The 19,938-nt window shown below is 45.7% G+C and carries 13 protein-coding genes and 2 tRNA genes; 12 read left to right on the forward strand and 3 right to left on the reverse strand.

The genetic code is table 11. The features are described 5' to 3' along the window. Positions 1-27 precede the first annotated feature (27 nt). Together serB and mfd are read right to left on the reverse strand one after the other, a co-directional pair. Positions 28-915 carry a phosphoserine phosphatase SerB gene (gene serB / locus ICN10_RS09190; protein ID WP_216214813.1) on the reverse strand — a complete coding sequence of 296 codons (888 nt, stop codon included), beginning with the start codon at positions 913-915 and terminating at the stop codon, positions 28-30. Between the two features lie 18 nt (positions 916-933). Beyond that, on the reverse strand, positions 934-4,479 hold the full coding sequence (mfd, locus tag ICN10_RS09195) for a transcription-repair coupling factor (protein WP_216214815.1): 3,546 nt from the start codon (positions 4,477-4,479) through the stop codon (positions 934-936). A gap of 23 nt (positions 4,480-4,502) precedes the next feature. Here mfd and ispD point away from each other — a divergent pair, with 23 nt between their 5' ends. The 9 genes from ispD to ICN10_RS09240 all read left to right on the forward strand — a co-directional run bounded on the left by ispD (position 4,503) and on the right by ICN10_RS09240 (position 13,752). Next, positions 4,503-5,252: a 2-C-methyl-D-erythritol 4-phosphate cytidylyltransferase gene (ispD, locus tag ICN10_RS09200; RefSeq protein WP_216214817.1), complete on the forward strand. Its 750-nt coding sequence runs from the start codon at positions 4,503-4,505 to the stop codon at positions 5,250-5,252. A gap of 9 nt (positions 5,253-5,261) precedes the next feature. Further along, complete coding sequence (ispF, locus tag ICN10_RS09205) at positions 5,262-5,765, forward strand: 2-C-methyl-D-erythritol 2,4-cyclodiphosphate synthase (protein WP_216214826.1); 504 nt, start codon at positions 5,262-5,264, stop codon at positions 5,763-5,765. A 78-nt stretch (positions 5,766-5,843) separates the two neighbouring features. After that, positions 5,844-5,930, forward strand: a tRNA-Leu gene (locus tag ICN10_RS09210). 57 nt (positions 5,931-5,987) lie between these two features. After that, a complete protein-coding gene (gene tig / locus ICN10_RS09215; RefSeq protein WP_216215306.1) occupies positions 5,988-7,325 on the forward strand; it encodes a trigger factor in 1,338 nt (445 codons plus the stop codon). Positions 7,326-7,355: 30 nt separating this feature from the next. Next, positions 7,356-7,985 (forward strand): ATP-dependent Clp endopeptidase proteolytic subunit ClpP, encoded by a 630-nt coding sequence (gene clpP / locus ICN10_RS09220; protein ID WP_068322825.1) that lies wholly within the window; start codon positions 7,356-7,358, stop codon positions 7,983-7,985. 30 nt (positions 7,986-8,015) lie between these two features. Then, the gene (gene clpX / locus ICN10_RS09225; RefSeq protein WP_216214828.1) at positions 8,016-9,377 is read left to right on the forward strand and encodes an ATP-dependent Clp protease ATP-binding subunit ClpX; all 1,362 of its coding nucleotides are present in this window, start codon (positions 8,016-8,018) and stop codon (positions 9,375-9,377) included. A gap of 188 nt (positions 9,378-9,565) precedes the next feature. Then, positions 9,566-11,998 carry an endopeptidase La gene (gene lon, locus ICN10_RS09230; RefSeq protein WP_216214830.1) on the forward strand — a complete coding sequence of 811 codons (2,433 nt, stop codon included), beginning with the start codon at positions 9,566-9,568 and terminating at the stop codon, positions 11,996-11,998. A gap of 107 nt (positions 11,999-12,105) precedes the next feature. Beyond that, positions 12,106-12,181 (forward strand) — tRNA-Val (locus ICN10_RS09235). Between the two features lie 107 nt (positions 12,182-12,288). Beyond that, positions 12,289-13,752, forward strand: a complete 1,464-nt coding sequence (locus ICN10_RS09240) for a peptidylprolyl isomerase (protein ID WP_216214832.1) — start codon at positions 12,289-12,291, stop codon at positions 13,750-13,752. 1 nt (position 13,753) lies between these two features. On the opposite strand, the gene ICN10_RS09245 is transcribed toward ICN10_RS09240, so the two are convergent. Beyond that, entirely contained in the window at positions 13,754-14,386 is a 633-nt protein-coding gene (locus ICN10_RS09245; RefSeq protein ID WP_370626205.1) for an arylesterase, read from the reverse strand. Between the two features lie 41 nt (positions 14,387-14,427). On the opposite strand from ICN10_RS09245, the gene ICN10_RS09250 reads away from it, so the two are divergent. The 3 genes from ICN10_RS09250 to ICN10_RS09260 are packed head-to-tail and all read left to right on the forward strand — an operon-like array spanning position 14,428 to position 19,928. Continuing rightward, a complete protein-coding gene (locus ICN10_RS09250) occupies positions 14,428-15,102 on the forward strand; it encodes an ABC transporter ATP-binding protein (protein WP_216214836.1) in 675 nt (224 codons plus the stop codon). 21 nt (positions 15,103-15,123) lie between these two features. Continuing rightward, on the forward strand, positions 15,124-19,161 hold the full coding sequence (purL, locus tag ICN10_RS09255) for a phosphoribosylformylglycinamidine synthase (RefSeq protein ID WP_216214838.1): 4,038 nt from the start codon (positions 15,124-15,126) through the stop codon (positions 19,159-19,161). An 11-nt stretch (positions 19,162-19,172) separates the two neighbouring features. Further along, positions 19,173-19,928: a spermidine synthase gene (locus tag ICN10_RS09260; protein ID WP_216214841.1), complete on the forward strand. Its 756-nt coding sequence runs from the start codon at positions 19,173-19,175 to the stop codon at positions 19,926-19,928. The last annotated feature ends 10 nt before the right edge of the window (positions 19,929-19,938 follow it).

The raw sequence follows: 19,938 nt of genomic DNA on the forward strand, positions 1-19,938 counted from the left end.
AATTACCCTGATCTCTTAGGTAAAAGCTTAAGAGATCAGTAGTAAAGCAGCATCTAAGCCGACTCGGTCAAAAGCCGCGTCGGCTTTTTCTTTGACAACAGGTTTCGCTTGGTAGGCAACGCTAATGCCAGATCCATTCATCATGATCAAATCATTCGCGCCATCGCCCATGGTGATGGCATTTGCTTTAGTGCAACCAAGTTGTGCGCATGCAGCATCTAAATGAGCTGCCTTTGCTGCACCATCGACGATGTCACCGAGTACTTTGCCGGTCAATTTGCCGTCAATAATTTCTAGGGTATTAGCTTGGGTTTGCTTGAAGCCCAATTGCTGGCGTAACTTCTCTGTAAAGAAGGTAAATCCGCCAGAAACCAACAATGTATACATTCCCCGCGCATGAGCGCCAGCCAAGAGTTCTGTTGCGCCAGGGTTAGGTCGTAAGCGTTCTCGATAAACGGATTCAAGTGCATCTGCATGAACGCCTTCAAGTAGTGCCACGCGCCTCCTAAGACTTTCTTGGAAGTCTTTAATTTCCCCGCGCATGGTGGCTTCGGTAATTTCAGCTACAGCCGATTTCTTGCCAGTGAAATCTGCAATCTCATCAATACATTCAATATTGATCAGTGTTGAGTCCATATCCATTGCGAGCACGCGAATATTTTGCGGAACGAGATCTGGCTTCAAAAAGCAGAGGTCAGCATTAAAGTTTGCACTTATGGCGCGCAGTTCCTCACGTTGAGCTGTTTCAATATGCCCGTTTGATTCAAAACGTTCGGAATAATAAGCGCCATTGCTTACTTGACCGCCAATGGAGTGCAGTGAGACGCCATGCTGCAAGGCTTGATCTTTTAGCGAAAAGATCAGCTTTTCAGATAAGGGGTCTCTGGATATCGCTACAAGTACTTGATTGCTCATGGCTTAATAATAATCGGATTATTGACCCGTCTTCATTGGGCTTAAAACAGCGGATTCATTCAGGCGCCTGAGGATTTGCCTAATGGCATCAAGGCGTTGCTCTAGTTTCTCAAACTCACGGTCTTTTTGAGGCAGCACTTTTAACTTGTCTTGACCATTGAGTTGAATATATTTCGATGACTGGATCAGCTGGATGATCTTCATTGGATCAATCGGTGGATTCGGAATAAATTGAATCTGAATAGATATTGGTGTTGCATCGATCTTTTTAATGCCAAACCCTGTCATTTCTAAACGCAAGCGGTGTGTTTCATAAAAAGATTTTGCTTGATCTGGTAAATCCCCAAACCGATCCACCAGCTCCTCACGCAAGCCCATTAATTCAGAGAAGTCATGAGTACTAGCAAAACGTTTGTATAGCGAGAGTCGCTCATGGACATCGGGACAGTAATCGTCTGGCAGTAGGGCAGGTACGCCAAGATTTACATCTGTTGTCGCTTGGAGCGGTGAAAGGAGATCCGGCTCTTTACCGCTTCGCAAGGATTTCACGGCGCGATTGAGCATCTCGGTATAGAGCTGAAATCCTATTTCATGAATTTCACCCGATTGTTTATCACCTAATACTTCACCAGCACCACGAATTTCTAAATCATGCATGGCCAAATAGAACCCAGAGCCCAATTCTTCCATTGCCTGAATCGCATTCAAGCGGAGTTGCGCTTGCTTGCTGAGCGCTTCCGGATCTGGGACGAGCAAATAGGCATAAGCCTGGTGATGTGAGCGGCCCACACGTCCACGCAATTGGTGAAGCTGGGCTAGACCAAACTTATCTGCACGATGCATGATGATGGTGTTTGCTGTAGGAACATCAATGCCAGTTTCAATAATGGTGGTACACAACAAGATATTGGTACGTTGTGTCACAAATTCACGCATGACCGATTCAAGCTCACGTTCATGCATTTGTCCATGAGCTACGCTAATGCGCGCCTCTGGAATCAATTCTTGTAAAGCATGTTTGCGATTTTGAATGGTCTCTACTTCGTTGTGCAAGAAATAGACTTGACCACCTCGTTTAATTTCACGCAGCACGGCTTCACGTATAACGCCATCACCTTCACGGCGCACAAAAGTCTTAATTGCTAAGCGCTTCTGAGGGGCGGTAGCAATGATGGAAAACTCTCTCAAGCCTTCCATTGCCATACCCAAAGTTCTGGGAATTGGGGTGGCAGTAAGCGTCAAGATGTCTACTTCAGCGCGAAGTGCCTTAAGAGCATCTTTTTGGCGGACACCAAAGCGATGTTCTTCATCAACAATCACTAATCCTAAATTGGCAAACTGCGTCTCTTTGGAAAGCAGCTTGTGAGTTCCAATAATGATGTCAGCCTCACCTTTAGTAATGGCTTCTAAGGCTGCATTAATTTCTTTTGTCGTTTTAAAACGGGATAACTCAACAATACGGACCGGCCAATCAGCGAAGCGATCTTTCCATGTGGCAACGTGTTGCTCAGCAAGAAGGGTGGTTGGAGCCAAAATTGCTACTTGCTTGCCGCCCATTACAGCAACAAAACTAGCGCGCAAAGCTACTTCCGTCTTGCCAAAGCCAACATCGCCACAAACTAGGCGATCCATTGGTGTTCCGCTAGTCATATCACCAATCACAGCGGCAATGGCATTAGCTTGATCGGGAGTTTCTTCAAAGCCAAAGCTTTCCGCAAAAGCGGCATAGTCATGGGCCGAGAATTCAAAGGCATGACCCTTGCGAATAGCTCTTGCAGCATACAAACCTAGCAACTCTGCAGCTGTGTCACGAATCTGCTGTGCTGCCTTACGTTTTGCTTTGTCCCACTGGCCTGAGCCTAATTGATGAAGTGGTGCTGAATCCGGATCTGAGCCAGCATAACGAGTCACCATTTCTAATTGCTGTACTGGGACATATAAGGTTGCTTGACCTGCATATTGCAAATGCAAGAACTCTTCGAATATAGGCGCTTCTTTAGGCGGCGCAAGATTTAGAAGTACCAAACCTTGATAGCGCCCAATGCCATGTTCTGCATGCACTACCGGATCGCCGATCTTTAGTTCCGACAGATCCTTAAATAGCATATCAGGATCGGCATTCTCGTTAGCCTTGCCTTTGCGTCGCTGTCTTGCGGTAGTGGTAAATAACTCCGCCTCGGTAACGACCATAAGATTTTCTCTTGGCCAAGAGAAGCCGTTAAAGAGTGGTGCAGTTACCAAGCCAAATAGCGAGCCACTCTTAATGAAATCGGCAATGCTATCGAAGCCCTCTGGCTTCAATGGGTAGAGGGGTTTGCCATCTAGTCCAGCAACTGAATTACTCTCTTCGAAAAGTTGTCGAATAGATTCTTTACGTCCCGCGCTGTCACTACAAATTAGGACGCGTACTTTTTCCGCTGCAACTATTTTGCGTAAACGGTTGATGGGATCTGCATCTCGACGATGCACAGCAATATCTGGTACCGATGAAAACTCGTTTTGTTCAGAGCCTTCCTTTTCAAAAGCTAAACGTGCATACGGTTTAGATGTTGCAAAAAATTCATCAACATCTAAAAATAATTCCTTAGGCGGAAGAATGGGGCGATCTAAATCATGCTTTAGAAACTCATAACGAGAAAGCGTATCTTTCCAAAAGCCCTTGATAGTGTCCTCAACATCACCAATGCTGACTAACCAAACGGGGTCACCAGACCTGGGGAAGTAGTCAAATAGATTGGATTGCTCTTCAAAAAAGAGCGGCAAGTAGGATTCGATGCCGGCGCTAGGTATACCTAGGTTGGCATCCTTATATATAGGGCAGCGGCTTGGATCACCTTCAAAAACTTCCCGCCAGCGTCCTCTGAATGCGGTACGAGAAGCGTCATCAAAAGGAAACTCATGTCCTGGCAGCAAACGTATTTCTTTTACGGGATAAAGGCTGCGTTGCGTATCGGGATCAAATGCACGTATTTGCTCAATCTCATCGCCAAATAAATCCAATCGATAAGGGAGGTTGGATCCCATAGGAAATAAATCAAACAAGCCACCGCGAATACTATATTCACCAGGGCGCATCACTGCACTTACTGGATCGTAACCAGCTTGTTGCAACTGCAGCTTTAATGCTGCCTCATTGAGTTTGTCACCTTGCCTAAAGAAAAAGGTATGGCCTGATAGAAAACCAGGAGGGCCTAGCCTCTGAAGAGCTGTTGTAACGGGGACCAAAACAATGTCACAGCTGCCATTGAGCAATTCATAAAGAGTGGCAAGTCTTTCTGATACCAAGTCTTGATGCGGTGAAAAATGGTCATAGGGAAGAATTTCCCAATCAGGCAGAAGTCTGGTTTTCAGTTGCGGGGCAAAAGCGGGGATTTCCTCTAATAGACGTTGAGCCTCCTGCGCTTGAGCGCAAAAAATAACCATCACTGAGAATTTGTCGCGATAGCGAAGGGCGTTTTGCGCTATTAAAGCGGCATCAGCCGAGCCAATCAGCCCTGAAAAGGTAAAGCGCTGCCCAGCCCGGGGAGCGGGTATAGGGGGTGCTAGATTTAATGCATCAGACATCTAGGCTCATTATAGAATCAGGTATGCCTTCCGGAAATCCTTCAAAAAAGAAATGTCACGCGCTTTTGCCGACAGCGGGCACTGGTTCACGTCTTGGCGGTGAGCTGCCCAAGCAATTTCAGCAATTGGCTGGAAAGCCGATGCTTTGTTATGCAATAGAGTCGTTTTTGAATACTCCTCAAGTTGAGTCAATCTGGATTGGCGTTAGCCCCGGTTTTATTGATAACCCCATTTTGCAAAAGATTGCCAATGGCGCCAAGGGAATTCAATTTTTACCAACTGGCGGCCCAACTCGGCAAGAAACAGTCAGAAATACTTTAGCGGCAATGCTCAAAGCTGGCATTGCCGAGGATGACTGGGTATTGGTTCACGATGCAGCTAGACCGGGAATCACACCAGCGCTGATTGAGAAATTAATCAACGCTGTTCAGATGTCCAATGCCGGCGGTATCTTGGCTGTGCCTTTGGCGGATACATTGAAGCAAGCAGATCTGGATTCAGTCATAGCAGGCAATATCCCGCGCTCTGAAAGAACTATTCCACGCGAACATCTGTGGCAGGCGCAAACCCCTCAGATGTTTGGCTTAAAGCAGTTGCATGATGCTCTTGAAAGCGCTATTCGTCTTGAAGCTGACGTTACTGATGAGGCTAGCGCAATTGAGTTGGCCGGTGCTAAGCCTCTACTAATAGAGGGCGCTGCTCGCAACTTTAAAGTTACTCATCCCGCTGATTGGGATTTAATGCAACTGCTTTTAAGCTCAGTCACTCGATAAAGAATCAACATGACCCAAAACGCTCCCCACATTCCTCAATTTCGTATTGGTCAGGGGTATGACGTTCATGCCCTGGTTGCTGACCGCAAACTCATTCTAGGCGGTGTTCATGTTCCGCATGAGAAGGGTTTATTGGGTCATTCCGATGCTGATGCGCTATTGCATGCCCTCACGGATGCATTGCTAGGGGCTGCTGGTTTAAACGACATCGGACAGCTATTTCCGGATACGGATCCCCAGTTTAAGGATATGGATAGCCGGATTTTGCTTCGGGCCGCACTTCAAAAGGTTCAGGCGGCGGGATTCCAGATAGGTAATGTTGATGCCACCATTATTTGCCAAAAGCCTAAATTAGCCGATTTTTTACCTGAAATGGTCCGTAATATTGCATCTGATTTGGCTGTTACCCCCAGCCATGTCAACCTCAAGGCCAAGACCAACGAATCTCTCGGGCACCTAGGCAGGGGAGAGGGCATCGCTGTCCATGCGGTAGCTTTGCTCTACAAGGCCTAAAACAATCTCTAAAACCCTAGGCATTGTAGAATTACGGTCTTTAGAGTGAAGTCTAGGCTTGGCAGTTTGCGGATATTCGCGAGGATGGCGAAATTGGTAGACGCACCAGGTTTAGGTCCTGACGCCAGAAATGGTGTGGGGGTTCGAGTCCCCCTCCTCGCACCACAAGATTGCTACTTGGCTTGGACTTCACATTTCCAGATCTTCAATTAAGAGACGAGAATAGCTGTGCAGATAGAAAATTTAGGTTCACTAGACCGCAAAATGACTTTGGAATTCGCTCGTGCCGATTTGGCAAAAGCGCGTGAAGCCCGTTTGGCTAAAGTTGGTAAGACCATGAAAATGGCAGGCTTTCGCCCTGGCAAAGTTCCAAAGAACCTCGTTGAAAAACAGCACGGTATGCAAGTTGATTTCGAACTGCAATTCGATAAAGCCGCTGAAATGTTTTATGAGTTAGCCCAAAAAGAGGGCGTTGCTTTAGCTGGTCAACCACGTCTTGAGCCAAAGAGTGAGATTGATGCTGACAAGATTGTTTTTGATGCTTTCTTCGAAGTCTTGCCTGAAGTGAAAATTGGTGACTTTACCAAGGCTGAGGTTACTAAATATGTAACTGAAATTGGTGAAGCTGAAATTGATCGCGCATTAGATGTATTGCGCAAGCAGCAAGTACATTACCACCCACGCGGTGAGGCTGGCGCTCATGGCGACGGCGGCTCCAATACTGCAGCGCAAAATGGCGACCAAGTGGTTATCGATTTTGTTGGCAAGATTGATGGCGTTGAATTCGCTGGTGGTAAAGCTGAAAACTTTGAATATGTATTAGGTGAAGGTCGCATGCTTCCTGAGTTTGAGGCTGCAACTTTGGGTCTTAAAACGGGCGAAAGCAAATCATTCCCATTGAGCTTCCCAGCTGATTACCACGGTAAAGATGTTGCAGGCAAAACAGCTGAGTTCACGATTACAGTGAAATCAGTTAACTGGCCACATTTACCGGCTTTGGATGATGCATTTGCATTGTCATTGGGCGTTACTGAAGGCGGCGTTGCAAAGATGCGCGCTGAAGTAAAAGAAAATTTAGATCGCGAAGTAAAGCGTCGTATCACTTCACTAATGAAAAACGAAGTGATGGACAAGCTCAACAGCTTGTGTGAATTAGATGTTCCTAAATCATTGGTTGCTTCAGAGCAAGAGCGTTTGGTTGAAGGTGCGCGTCAAGACCTGATGCAGCGTGGCGTTCCAAACGCTAAAGATGCGCCAATTCCAGCAGAGATTTTTGCTGAGCAAGCTACTAAGCGCGTTCGTCTTGGTTTGATCTTGAGTGAATTAGTTAAAAAGCAAAACTTGGCAGCTACCGCTGATCAAATTAAGGCTGAAATTGATGAGCAGGCAGCTACTTATGAAGATCCAAAGGAAGTAGTTCGTTGGTTCTACAGTAATCCAAGCCGTTTAAAGGATATCGAGAACCTAGTCCTTGAAGATAACGTTATCAAATACTTCACATCACAAGCTAAATTAAGCGATAAGGCTGTGACATTTGAAGAACTCAGCAAGCTAAACTAAGTAATCCACTTACCTATAAGAGGTTTCAAAATGATCCACAATCATTCTCAGTCTGAAAATCTAGAACCAAAAGGCTTGGGCTTGGTTCCTATGGTGATTGAAACCTCTGGTAGAGGTGAGCGTGCTTACGACATCTACTCCAGATTATTGCGTGAACGCGTTGTTTTTTTGGTTGGCGAAGTAAACGACCAAACTGCTAACTTGGTGATTGCTCAGTTATTGTTCCTCGAGAGCGAGAACCCAGATAAAGAAATTTCTCTGTACATCAACTCTCCCGGTGGATCTGTTTCCGCAGGTTTGGCTATTTACGACACTATGCAATTTATCAAGCCGCATGTAAGTACTTTGTGCATGGGTATGGCTGCCAGTATGGGCGCATTCTTATTATGTGCTGGTGAAAAAGGAAAGCGTTATGCGCTCCCGAATTCACGTGTGATGATTCATCAGCCTTTGGGTGGTGCGCGTGGTCAAGCATCTGACATTGAAATTCAAGCCCGTGAAATTTTGTACTTGCGCGAACGACTCAACAAGATTTTGGCTGACCGCACCGGTCAATCGATTGAAACAATTGCAAAAGATACTGACCGCGATAACTTTATGTCAGCTGATCAAGCCCGTGATTATGGTTTGATCGACAAGGTTATTGAGAAGCGTCCTTAATTTTCTTATTCATCATTTACAGAGCCCATTTTGAGCGATACAAATACAACTAATTCACCAGATAAAGTTCTGTATTGTTCTTTTTGTGGCAAGAGTCAGCATGAAGTAAAAAAACTCATTGCTGGTCCATCTGTTTTTATCTGTGATGAGTGCATAGATCTTTGCACCGATATTATTCAAGAAGAGATTGCCAAGCTTCCAAAGGAAGAGGGCGATGACTCCTTGCCAACACCGCATCAGATTCGAGTGAATTTAGATCAGTATGTCATCGGTCAAGATCACGCTAAAAAGACTTTAGCTGTAGCGGTCTACAACCACTACAAACGCTTGCAGTATTTACCTAAGCCCAAAAAAGAGAAGCTAGATAAAGACGGTAAGCCGGTAGAGGGCGCAGATAAGAAGGAGTCTAAGGTTCCGGCTAAGGCAATGGTGGATGGCGTAGAGCTTGCAAAGAGCAACATCCTCCTAATCGGGCCTACTGGTTCAGGCAAGACTCTTTTAGCTCAGACTCTAGCCCGCATGTTGGACGTACCATTTGTAATGGCTGACGCAACCACCTTAACCGAAGCGGGTTATGTTGGTGAAGACGTTGAAAATATTATTCAAAAGCTTTTGCAGGCATGTGACTACAATGTAGAAAAAGCGCAACGCGGCATTGTTTATATTGATGAGATCGATAAGATTTCTCGTAAATCGGATAACCCATCCATCACTCGCGATGTATCCGGTGAAGGTGTTCAACAGGCATTGTTAAAGCTTGTTGAAGGCACCATGGCTTCTGTTCCGCCACAAGGTGGTCGTAAGCATCCCAATCAAGATTTCTTGCAAGTGGATACAACCAATATTTTGTTTATTTGCGGCGGCGCTTTTGATGGGCTCGAAAAGGTTATTCAACAGCGTACTGCTAAAACCGGTATTGGTTTTAATGCTACCGTTCCAGGCAAGGATGATCGCGGCGTAAGCGACCTCTTGATCGAAGTGGAGCCAGAAGACTTAATTAAGTTTGGCTTGATTCCTGAGTTAATTGGTCGTCTGCCGGTTGTGGCTACTTTGGCGCAATTGGATGAAGAGGCTTTAATTCAAATTCTGACTGAGCCTAAAAACGCTTTGGTGAAGCAATATCAAGCACTCCTGACCATGGAAGGTTCTGAGCTTGAGGTACGTCGCGAGGCCTTATCAGCCATTGCTAAGAAGGCAATTGCGCGTAAAACAGGTGCTCGCGGACTGAGATCCATCCTTGAAGGCTCTTTAATGGATGTGATGTATGACCTGCCATCTCTTAAGAATGTCCAAAAAGTCGTTATCGACGAAAGCAGCATTGCTGAGGGTGGAAAACCTCTTTTGGTCTACAAGCAAGACGCTGAACAGGCAGATTTGAGCAAAAAAGCCTAAATTCTTAGGGTTTTCGCTATTTTTGGGGCATTTTTGCCCCTTTTTTGTCTTTTTACCCCTTGTTTTTCTCTAAAGCCTACCCATATAGGTAGTATGCTACTCATAAATAATGTCTCTATTTAGTGGTTGTTTAGTAACCATCACTATTAAAGGCTTTTGAGGATTGATTACTTTGGAGGATTTGCCCCATGCCTGGCCACTTATTATTACCCTCTGAACCCATTCAACTGCCTTTACTCCCATTAAGGGACGTAGTTGTATTTCCTCATATGGTGATCCCTTTGTTTGTGGGTCGCCCTAAATCCATCAAAGCCTTAGAGGCAGCTATGGAAACTGGCAAAAATGTCCTTTTAGTGGCTCAAAAAGCGGCCGCTAAGGATGAGCCTGTTATTGAAGATCTGTATGAGGTTGGCTGTATTGCCAACATTTTGCAAATGTTGAAGTTGCCTGATGGCACTGTCAAAGTATTGGTTGAAGGTGTTCAGCGTGCTGAAGTTAGTCAAATTGAAGATAGCCTTGGCTACTTCAATTGCGAAGCAACGCCAACAGCTATTAACGCTATCGATGCGCATGAAACAGAAGCATTACGTCGCGCAATCATGGCGCAGTTCGATCAATACGTAAAACTAAACAAAAAGGTACCTCAGGAGATACTGTCTTCATTAGGTGGGATTGATGATCCAAGCCGCTTAGCCGACACCATTTGCGCTCACTTGCCAGTAAAGCTTGAGCAGAAACAGCGCTTGCTTGAAATGACTGATGTTGTGCAGCGCTTAGAAAGCTTGTTGGCTGATCTTGAAAGTGAGATTGATATTCTGCAAGTGGAGAAGCGTATTCGTGGACGCGTAAAGCGTCAGATGGAAAAGAGCCAGCGCGAGTACTACTTGAATGAGCAAGTTAAAGCAATTCAGAAAGAATTAGGTGAGGGCGAAGAGGGTGCTGATCTAGAAGAGCTAGAGAAGCGCATTAAAGCTGCACGTATGCCTAAGGAAGCTTTGAAAAAAGCAGAATCCGAACTCAAGAAGCTGAAATTAATGTCACCGATGTCCGCTGAGGCAACGGTTATCCGTAACTTTATCGACACGCTGGTGAATTTGCCTTGGAAGAAAAAAACCAAGATTAATAATGACCTCACCAATGCTGAAAAAGTATTGGATGAAGATCACTACGGTTTGGACAAGGTTAAAGAACGTATCTTGGAGTACCTCGCAGTTCAACAACGAGTTGATCGTGTGAAGGCACCCATTCTTTGCTTAGTAGGCCCTCCTGGTGTTGGTAAAACATCGCTTGGTCAATCCATTGCACGCGCTACGAACAGAAAGTTTGTACGCATGGCTTTAGGTGGAGTGCGTGATGAATCCGAGATTCGTGGTCATCGCAGAACTTATATTGGCTCAATGCCCGGCAAGATTCTGACAAGCCTTACTAAGGTTGGTGTGCGCAATCCTTTATTCCTCTTGGACGAAGTTGACAAGATGGGCATGGATTTCCGCGGAGATCCGGCCAGTGCCTTGTTGGAGGTTTTGGATCCAGAGCAAAACCATACATTCCAAGATCACTATGTTGAGGTAGATTTTGACCTCTCCGACGTTATGTTTGTGGCAACCTCGAATTCTTTGAATATTCCAGGTCCGCTATTGGATCGTCTAGAGATTATTCGCTTGGCTGGTTATACAGAGGATGAAAAAACCAGTATCGCTGTTAATTATTTGATTCCTAAACAAATCAAAAATAATGGCTTGAAAAAAGACGAGCTCAAGATTGAAGATAGCGCCGTTCGTAACATGATCCGTTACTACACACGCGAGGCTGGCGTACGTTCTTTAGAGCGTGAAATTAGCAAGATCTGCCGTAAGGTAGTCAAGCTATTGCTCTTGAAGAAAGAAGCGGCTCCAGTTGTTGTGAATGCGGATAACTTAGAGAAGTTCCTTTCAGTTCGCATGTATGACTTTGGTTTAGCTGGCAAAGAAAATCAAGTGGGTCAAGTCACTGGTTTGGCTTGGACTGAGGTTGGCGGTGATTTGCTCACCATTGAAGCTGCTGTGATGCCGGGTAAGGGTGTAATCACACGTACTGGTTCCATCGGTGATGTAATGAAAGAATCCGTCGAGGCAGCCCGTACTGTTGTTCGGTCAAGATCTAAGCGTCTAGGTATTGCAGATGAGTCGTTTGAGAAGAAAGATATTCATATTCACTTCCCTGATGGCGCAACACCTAAGGATGGTCCATCTGCCGGTATCGCAATCACAACAGCTTTGGTTTCGGTATTTACTGGTATTCCGATTCGATCGGATGTTGCCATGACTGGTGAAATTACTTTACGCGGTGAAGTGCTCCCAATTGGTGGTTTGAAAGAAAAGCTCTTGGCTGCACATCGCGGGGGCATTAAGCTTGCCTTGATTCCGGAAGAGAACGTAAAAGATCTCATCGACATTCCAGATAATGTTAAGAATGCCATTGAGATAGTTCCCGTTCGCTGGATCGATAAGGTGCTGGAGTTGGCACTAGAGCGTATGCCAGAAGCATTGCCAGATCCTACGCCGGAAGAGCTTGCTAAAAAGGCAGCAGAGGCCAGCAAGGCAAACGACAAGGGCGCAGCTGCAGACGTTCTTAAGCACTGAAAATAGGGCGGTTTTCCGTTAAATTGATCCCATCGTTTGAGGTTGATTTAGCGGAAATTTCCCCCGAAATCCACGCTTAGGTTACAATCTCACCTTGTAATATTTTGGGGCGCTTAGCTCAGTTGGTAGAGCGTCTGCCTTACACGCAGAATGTCGGGAGTTCGAGCCTCTCAGCGCCCACCAAATTATTACCAGCATTACCCCCTCTAAGCCTGCTCAGGCGTTTCAATACCAAGCTCATTACCCTAGTACACTCCTGGTATTCATATTTTTTACTAGCGAACTTTTTCATGTTTGATACCGTCCGTAAACACCAGCGAATTCTGCAATTTGTATTAATGCTTTTGATTGTTCCGTCATTTGCATTTTTTGGCATCTCAAGCTATTCCAGCTTTCTTGATAAAGAAACAGACCTGGTCAAAATTAATGGCAAACCGATTACTGCACAAGAAGTAGATTCGGCAGCAAAACGCCAAGCTGAGCGAGTAGGTGGTAATGCCCAAATTGCACAAAGTCTGCAATTTAAACAAGCCATATTGAATGAGTTGCTGCAACAACGAATTTTAGGTTTTGCTGTTGGCGATCTTCGATTGCAAGTTGGTAAAGAGGCTTTGGTTAAAAGCTTGCAAAACATTCCACAGATCCGCGCACTCTACAAACAAGATGGTAGTTTTGATGATGCTCGTTTCAAGCAATTGCTAGCAAGCAATGGAATGAATGAAGAGCAGTTTTATGCTAGCCAAGCTTTTGATTTAAAGATTGGTCAACTGGTGAACTCAGTGGCGCGTACTGAAATCGGTAGCCCTAAATTATCTGAGATTATTTCAACTCTGTATGAGACAGAGCGACAAGTGCAAGCGATATCTTTTGATGCCAAGGACTACTTATCTAAGGTAAATCCTTCACAAGAGGAGTTGCAGGCCTTCTACACAGCAAATGCCAAGCTATTTGAGAGTCCTGAGTATGTTGATGTTGAGTATATTGTTCTTAAAGCTGATCCAAAAGAGGATGCCAAGGTATTTAGTGAAAAGGCTGATCAGTTTGCCAACATGACTTATGACCAGTCAGATAGTCTTAAGCCGGCCGCAGATAAATTGAAGCTGAATGTTCAGACTCAAAAGGGCGTAACTCGCTCTGGCGCATCTGGTGTCGCAAAAGATCATCCGCTAGCCAATCCAAAGGTTGTTCAATCTCTCTTTGGTGATGAGGCCGTTAAGAACAAGCGCAATACTGAAGCAGTGCAAACATCCCCAGGCGTATTTGTTTCTGCTCGCGTAGTCACTTTTCATCCTGCGCAAACGCTTCCATACAAAGATGTTTCTGCGGAAGTGAAGCGTCAAGTGAGTCAGCGTTTGGCTGAGAAGCTAGCGATTAATGCTGCAGCTGATCGTTATGCTGCATTAGAAAAAGATCCTAAAAGCGCATCAGGTTTTGCTAGCCCAGTTTGGGTTTCCAGAAATAAACCAGCCAATTTAGTTGGTGGTGCGCTTGATCAGATAATGTCCATTAGCCCAGATAAATTCCCGGCCCTCGTATCGGTCAGCAACCCTGGCGTTGGAACCACTCTGTACCGTGTTGATCAAGTTCGTCAACCAACAGCTGTCGATGCCAAAGTTCATAAAGCACAGGCCCAACAAATCCAGGCTTTGGCAGCCCAGTCTGAGTTTGCAGGATTCATGGCTTACTGGCGTGATGTTGCTGGAGTGAAAGTTATTAATCCACTGAAGCCAATGTCATCTGGTTCCGGAAGCTAGGCTAGTTACCTTTAAGTATTGTTTGATATGGGGCCATAGCGCCCCATACGTTTTTAAAGAGAACGATTTGTGCTTTTTCATTGGGATGAATGCGGTCAGCTTGGAATAGGCTGATATCGGATGCAACTCCACTTAAGAAAAAAGGGAGTAATTGCACATTCTCTTGAGTTGCTAGTTTTGCATAAAGATCCTTAAATTCCCGGGTGTACTCTTGACCATAGTTTGGTGGAATCTGCATTCCGAATAGAAGTACTTTTGCCCCAGCTTGCTTACTCATTTGAATCATCTTGCGCAAATTCTTATTGGATTCTTGGATGGACAAACCGCGCAAGGCGTCGTTTGCGCCAAGCTCAAGAAATACAATGCCAGGCTTTTTTTGCTCTAGCAGCCTGGGAAGTCGGGAAAGACCTCCGGAGCTCGTTTCCCCACTGATGCTGGCATTAAATACATTCCATGGGCTACCTTGTTTTTGAAGCTGCTCTTCCAATAGCTTGACCCAGCCAGATCCGCGTATGAGACCGTATTCGGCGGATAGGCTGTCACCCATCACCAAAATGGTCTGGTTTGTCTGAGCTAAGGTGCCAAATGAAATAAACAGGCAAAATAGAGCAATAGCCGACGTTAGGGCTTTCATTTTTTTACTCAAGAAGCTCAACCTAATATATCGATTCATTTATGAGTAATCCAGTAAAGGTCCTTAGTGCGATACATCTAGGTAAACAAGTTTTATCTAGCGACGGATCGTTAACTATTTTGCACGACATTAGCTTCGATGTCTTTCAAGGCGAGAGTGTTGCCATTACGGGAGCATCGGGTTCTGGTAAGAGCACATTACTTAGTCTTTTGGCTGGATTAGATATTCCTTCTAGTGGTTGTGTTGAGCTAGTCTCGCAAAACCTCGGTGAATTGGATGAGGATGGTAGGGCGCTTTTGAGGGGGCAAAAAGTAGGGTTTGTATTTCAATCATTTCAATTGCTTCCGCATCTAACGGCACTTGAAAATGTAATGCTGCCTGCCGAGCTTAATGGCTTGGATATGCCCAAGGAAAATGCTCTGCATTGGCTAGGGCAAGTAGGCTTAAGGGAGCGCGCCAACCATTTCCCTAAGACCCTTTCGGGCGGTGAGCAGCAGCGTGTTGCACTGGCCAGGGCTTTCATCATGAGGCCCGCCATACTATTTGCGGATGAGCCGACTGGCAGTCTGGACGAGGCCAGCGGAAATAGGGTGATTGAGCTCCTTTTTGAGCTAAATCAGGCCAATAATTCGACCCTTATTTTGGTTACCCACGACCAAGCCTTGGCTGACCGGTGCCAGCGGCAACTGCACCTTCAGGGCGGTCGCTTGCTGTAGGCAAAACCTTATAATCTAGGGATGTCTTTTTTCCACTTTTTGCCCGGCGCTGATGCGCTTTCCCCCTTCCGCCAACGGCGACTATTAGCGTCTTTGGCTGCCCAAGGGGTTGATCTTGAGTCTATAGAGGCCCAATACCTTCATTTTATTTGGTCTGAGGCAGAGTTAGCCTCTAAGAACCAGGAAGTCATGGCAAGTCTATTGACCTACGGTCAGCCATTTCAATCCAAAATAAATCCAGGTAAATCCTGGTTTGGAAAAGGTAAAGCAGAGGATCAATCTGCAATTGTTATCCCTAGGTTTGGAACTGTTTCACCTTGGGCTAGTAAGGCAACTGATATTGCTCGTCAATGTGGATTGGATGTTCTGCGACTTGAGCGCGGTGTTCAGTTTTCATGGAAGAGCAAAAAGGCGCTAACTCCAGAACAAAAACAATTGGTGTTAGCTGCGGTCCACGACAGAATGACTGAAGCGGTTATCGATTCAACCGATGCGGCTAATGCTTTATATCAATCTTTAGAAGACAAGCCTTTAGCACGCATTCCAGTAATGACCGAGGGCAGGGCAGCTCTTGATAAGGCTAATCAAGAATTAGGTCTTGCCTTATCGGATGATGAAGTTGTTTACCTTGCAGAAAGTTTTACTCGTCTTCAACGCAACCCATCAGATGTTGAGTTGATTATGTTTGCTCAGGCAAATAGCGAGCATTGTCGTCATAAGATTTTTAATTCAAGCTGGACAATCGATGGCGATGATCAAGAGCGCTCATTGTTCGCCATGATTCGCAATACTCATCAGTTGCACCCTGAGGGTACGATTGTTGCCTACTCTGATAACTCTGCAGTGATGGCTGGATGTGAGGCGGAGACTTGGGCCCCCCAAGGTTCAGATCATCGCTATCAAAAAGATACGCGCTTAGTTCATACCTTAATGAAGGTTGAAACACATAACCACCCCACAGCGATTGCGCCATTTCCTGGTGCTTCTACTGGTGCTGGCGGAGAGATTCGCGATGAGGGTGCAACCGGTGTTGGTGGTCGTCCTAAAGCAGGTCTTACTGGGTTCTCTGTTTCCAATTTAAATATTCCAGGCACAGATCTTCCGTGGGAAGCTGAGAAATACGGCAAGCCAGAGCGTATTGCCACACCATTGCAAATTATGATTGATGGCCCCTTAGGCGGTGCTGCATTTAATAATGAGTTTGGTAGACCGATTTTGGGTGGATATTTCCGCGTATTTGAGCAGACCTTAGATGGAACCCGCCGCGGTTATCACAAGCCCATCATGATTGCTGGTGGTATTGGCAGCATTGATTCAATTCACACTGATAAAAAAGCAATTCAAGCAGGGCATTTACTCATTCAACTTGGCGGCCCAGGCATGCGTATTGGCATGGGCGGCGCTACTGGTAGCTCTGTTTCAACAGGCACAAATACTGCAGATCTGGATTTTGATTCAGTGCAGCGCGGTAATCCAGAAATGGAACGTAGAGCGCAAGAAGTGATCAATGCTTGTCGTGCGCTCGGTGACCGCAATCCGATTGTTTCCATTCATGATGTCGGCGCAGGCGGATTATCAAACGCCTTCCCAGAATTAGCCGATGGCGCTGGCTTAGGTGCTGCTTTTAAACTTCGTAACGTGCCCCTTGAAGAAAGTGGCATGAGTCCTGCGGAGATTTGGTGTAACGAGTCTCAAGAACGTTATGTTTTGGCAATAGAAGCAAAAGATTTAGATTTATTTAAATCTTTTTGTGAACGTGAGCGCTGCCCTTTTGCGGTTGTTGGAGAAGCTACCACTGAGCGTCAGTTAACGCTAAGTGATTCTAAGCAGGCTGCCGGCGCAGACGCTGCTTCACCAATTGATATGCCGATGGAGGTATTGCTAGGTAAGCCTCCGAAGATGCATCGAGACGTCAAACGCGTTGCGCAAGAATTTAAAGAGCTAGACGTAACCGATGCTGATTTAGCTCAATCTATTGCTTGGGTCTTGCAGCAACCAACGGTTGCTAGTAAATCTTTCTTAATTACGATTGGCGATCGAACTGTTGGCGGTCTTAATGCTCGTGATCAGTTTGTCGGTCCATGGCAAGTTCCTGTTGCTGACTGTGCCGTCACCATGATGGATTACAAGGGTTATCGTGGCGAAGCGATGTCCATGGGTGAGAGAACTCCATTGGCAGTTATCGATGCCCCTGCAGCAGCCCGTATGGCTGTTGGTGAGGCCGTTACTAATCTTTTGGCTGCAGACATTGCAAATCTTCAGGGCGTAAAACTCTCGGCAAACTGGATGGCAGCATGTGGAGCCCCGGGTGAAGATGCCAAGCTTTATGACTCAGTTAAAGCCATTGGCATGGAGTTGTGTCCCGCTCTTGGAATCTCCATTCCAGTAGGAAAAGATTCTTTATCGATGTCCACTGCATGGCAGGATGGTAACGAGACTAAAAAAGTAGTTGCTCCAGTCTCCTTAATTATTTCCGCATTTTCATCAGTGCAGGATGTACGCAAGACATCAACTCCACTTCTGCAATTAAAAGATCAAGCCGGGTCTCCTTTGGAGACAGAGCTTATTTTGATTGACTTAGGTCGCGGCAAAAATCGCATGGCCGGCAGTATCTTGGCTCAAGTCCTGGATCAGTCAGGAAAAACGGCTCCGGATGTTGATCACCCAGAAGACCTTAAATCTTTAGCTTCAGCAATCATTGAGCTCCGCAAAGAAGGCAAGTTGTTGGCATATCACGACCGCTCTGATGGCGGATTGCTTGCTTGCGTTGCAGAGATGGCTTTTGCTTCACATTGCGGCATCTCCATTAACGTGGACATGATTGCCATGGATGCAGGGCAGGAGCCAGATTACGGTGATGCTAAGAACTGGGCTCAACAGGTTTCAGGTCGCCGTCATGAGCAAACTATGTGTGCTTTATTCAATGAGGAACTTGGTGCTGTTATTCAAGTTCGAAAGGAAAATCGTGACGCTGTATTTGCCACCCTCAGAAAATTAGGTCTTAGCGCTTACAGTCATGTCATTGGTAAGCCAAATACCAATGGACGCATTGAAGTCTGGCGTGATGCCAAAAATATTTTTGCCGAGCCACGTGAAGTACTGCAAAAGATGTGGACTAACACCAGCTACCAGATTGCACGCTTACGCGACAATCCAGCATGTGCTGATAGCGAATTTGCGCTCTTAGACAATATCGCAGATCCAGGCATGAGCCCTAAACTCACGTTCGATACATCTGAAGATATCGCAGCACCTTTTATTGCTAAAAATGCGCGTCCTAAGGTCGCCATTTTGCGAGAGCAGGGTGTGAATTCTCATGTAGAAATGGCTTACTCGGTTAACTGGGCTGGATTTGATAGCTATGACGTCCATATGTCCGACTTGCTTAACGGCAAAGCAAAGCTTGAGGACTTTAGGGGTTTGATTGCTTGCGGTGGCTTTAGTTATGGTGATGTGCTGGGCGCTGGCGAAGGTTGGGCGAAAACCATTCTCTTTAATCAACGGCTACGCGATCAGTTCTCTACATTTTTTAATCGCCAGGATAGTTTTGCGTTAGGCGTCTGTAATGGTTGCCAGATGATGAGTAATCTCTCCGGAATTATTCCAGGTGCTGAAGCATGGCCCAAATTTACTCGCAACCAATCCGAACAGTATGAAGCTCGCTTGGTGATGGCGGAAGTCATGTCTTCTCCATCGATCTTTACTCAAGGCATGGAAGGCAGTCAAATTCCAATTGCGATTGCTCATGGTGAAGGTTATGCAAACTTTAACCAACAAGGTAATCTTGAGCAAATTCAAAAGCAAGGATTAGCTTCTTTCCGGTTTGTAGATCATCAAGGTATTCCTACGGAAACTTATCCGATGAATCCCAATGGATCTCCTGGAGGTTTAACGGGCGTTACGACAGCAGATGGACGCTTCATGGTCATGATGCCTCATCCAGAGCGTGTCTTTAGGGCTGCGCAGATGAGTTGGTGTCCACCAGAGTGGTTAGATACCCCCGATGGCGCTAGCCCATGGTTACGCCTTTTCCGCAACGCACGTCGTTGGGCTAAATAATCTTTCTATAGATGGAACCGGTTACATTTTCTGAAAGCGGTGGCATACGCTATCTTCACTTTGGCACCGAATTGATTCAAGGGGCAATGCGCTTGCGCGACCCCGATGAGATTTACCTTGAGTACAACCAGCAAATGATGGCCTGGTTATTGTTTTTGGAAACTAAACCTGGGATGCGGATTGCTCAATTAGGTTTGGGTACTGGTGCATTGACCAAATTTCAACATCGTTATTGCCCAGCAGTGAAGACCACGGTTGTAGAGCTAAATCCTGCTGTAATCGTATCTGCTAGATCGATGTTTTTTACGCCGGATGACGATCGTAAATTAGAAACCCTTCAAACTGATGCGAAGCAGTTCGTTAAGGATAAAAAATATCAAGGCTTGTTTGATGCTGTTCAAGTCGATTTATATGATGCAATATGTGATGGCCCAGCGGCGAGTTCCTTAGAATTTTATAAAGGTTGCTTCAATATCCTTAAGGGGCCAGGCGTAATGACTGTGAATTTATTTTCACGTCATAAAAGTTTTGAAGTGAATCTAAAGAACATCTGCGAAGCATTTGATAATCGGGTGCTGTTATTTCCTGAGTCTCATGATTGCAATGTTGTTGCCATCGCTTTCAAGGGTCCTAAGCTTGAGGCTGAATGGAAAGATGTCTCCAAGCGAGCTAAATTGATTCTTGAGAAGACTGGATTGCCTACTAATAAGTGGGTTTCCGGCATCAGCCGCGAGAATGCACGTCAAGAATCAAAGCTTTCTATTTAAACGTTCGTAA

The organism is Polynucleobacter sp. 86C-FISCH, from assembly GCF_018882415.1.
GTDB lineage: Bacteria > Pseudomonadota > Gammaproteobacteria > Burkholderiales > Burkholderiaceae > Polynucleobacter.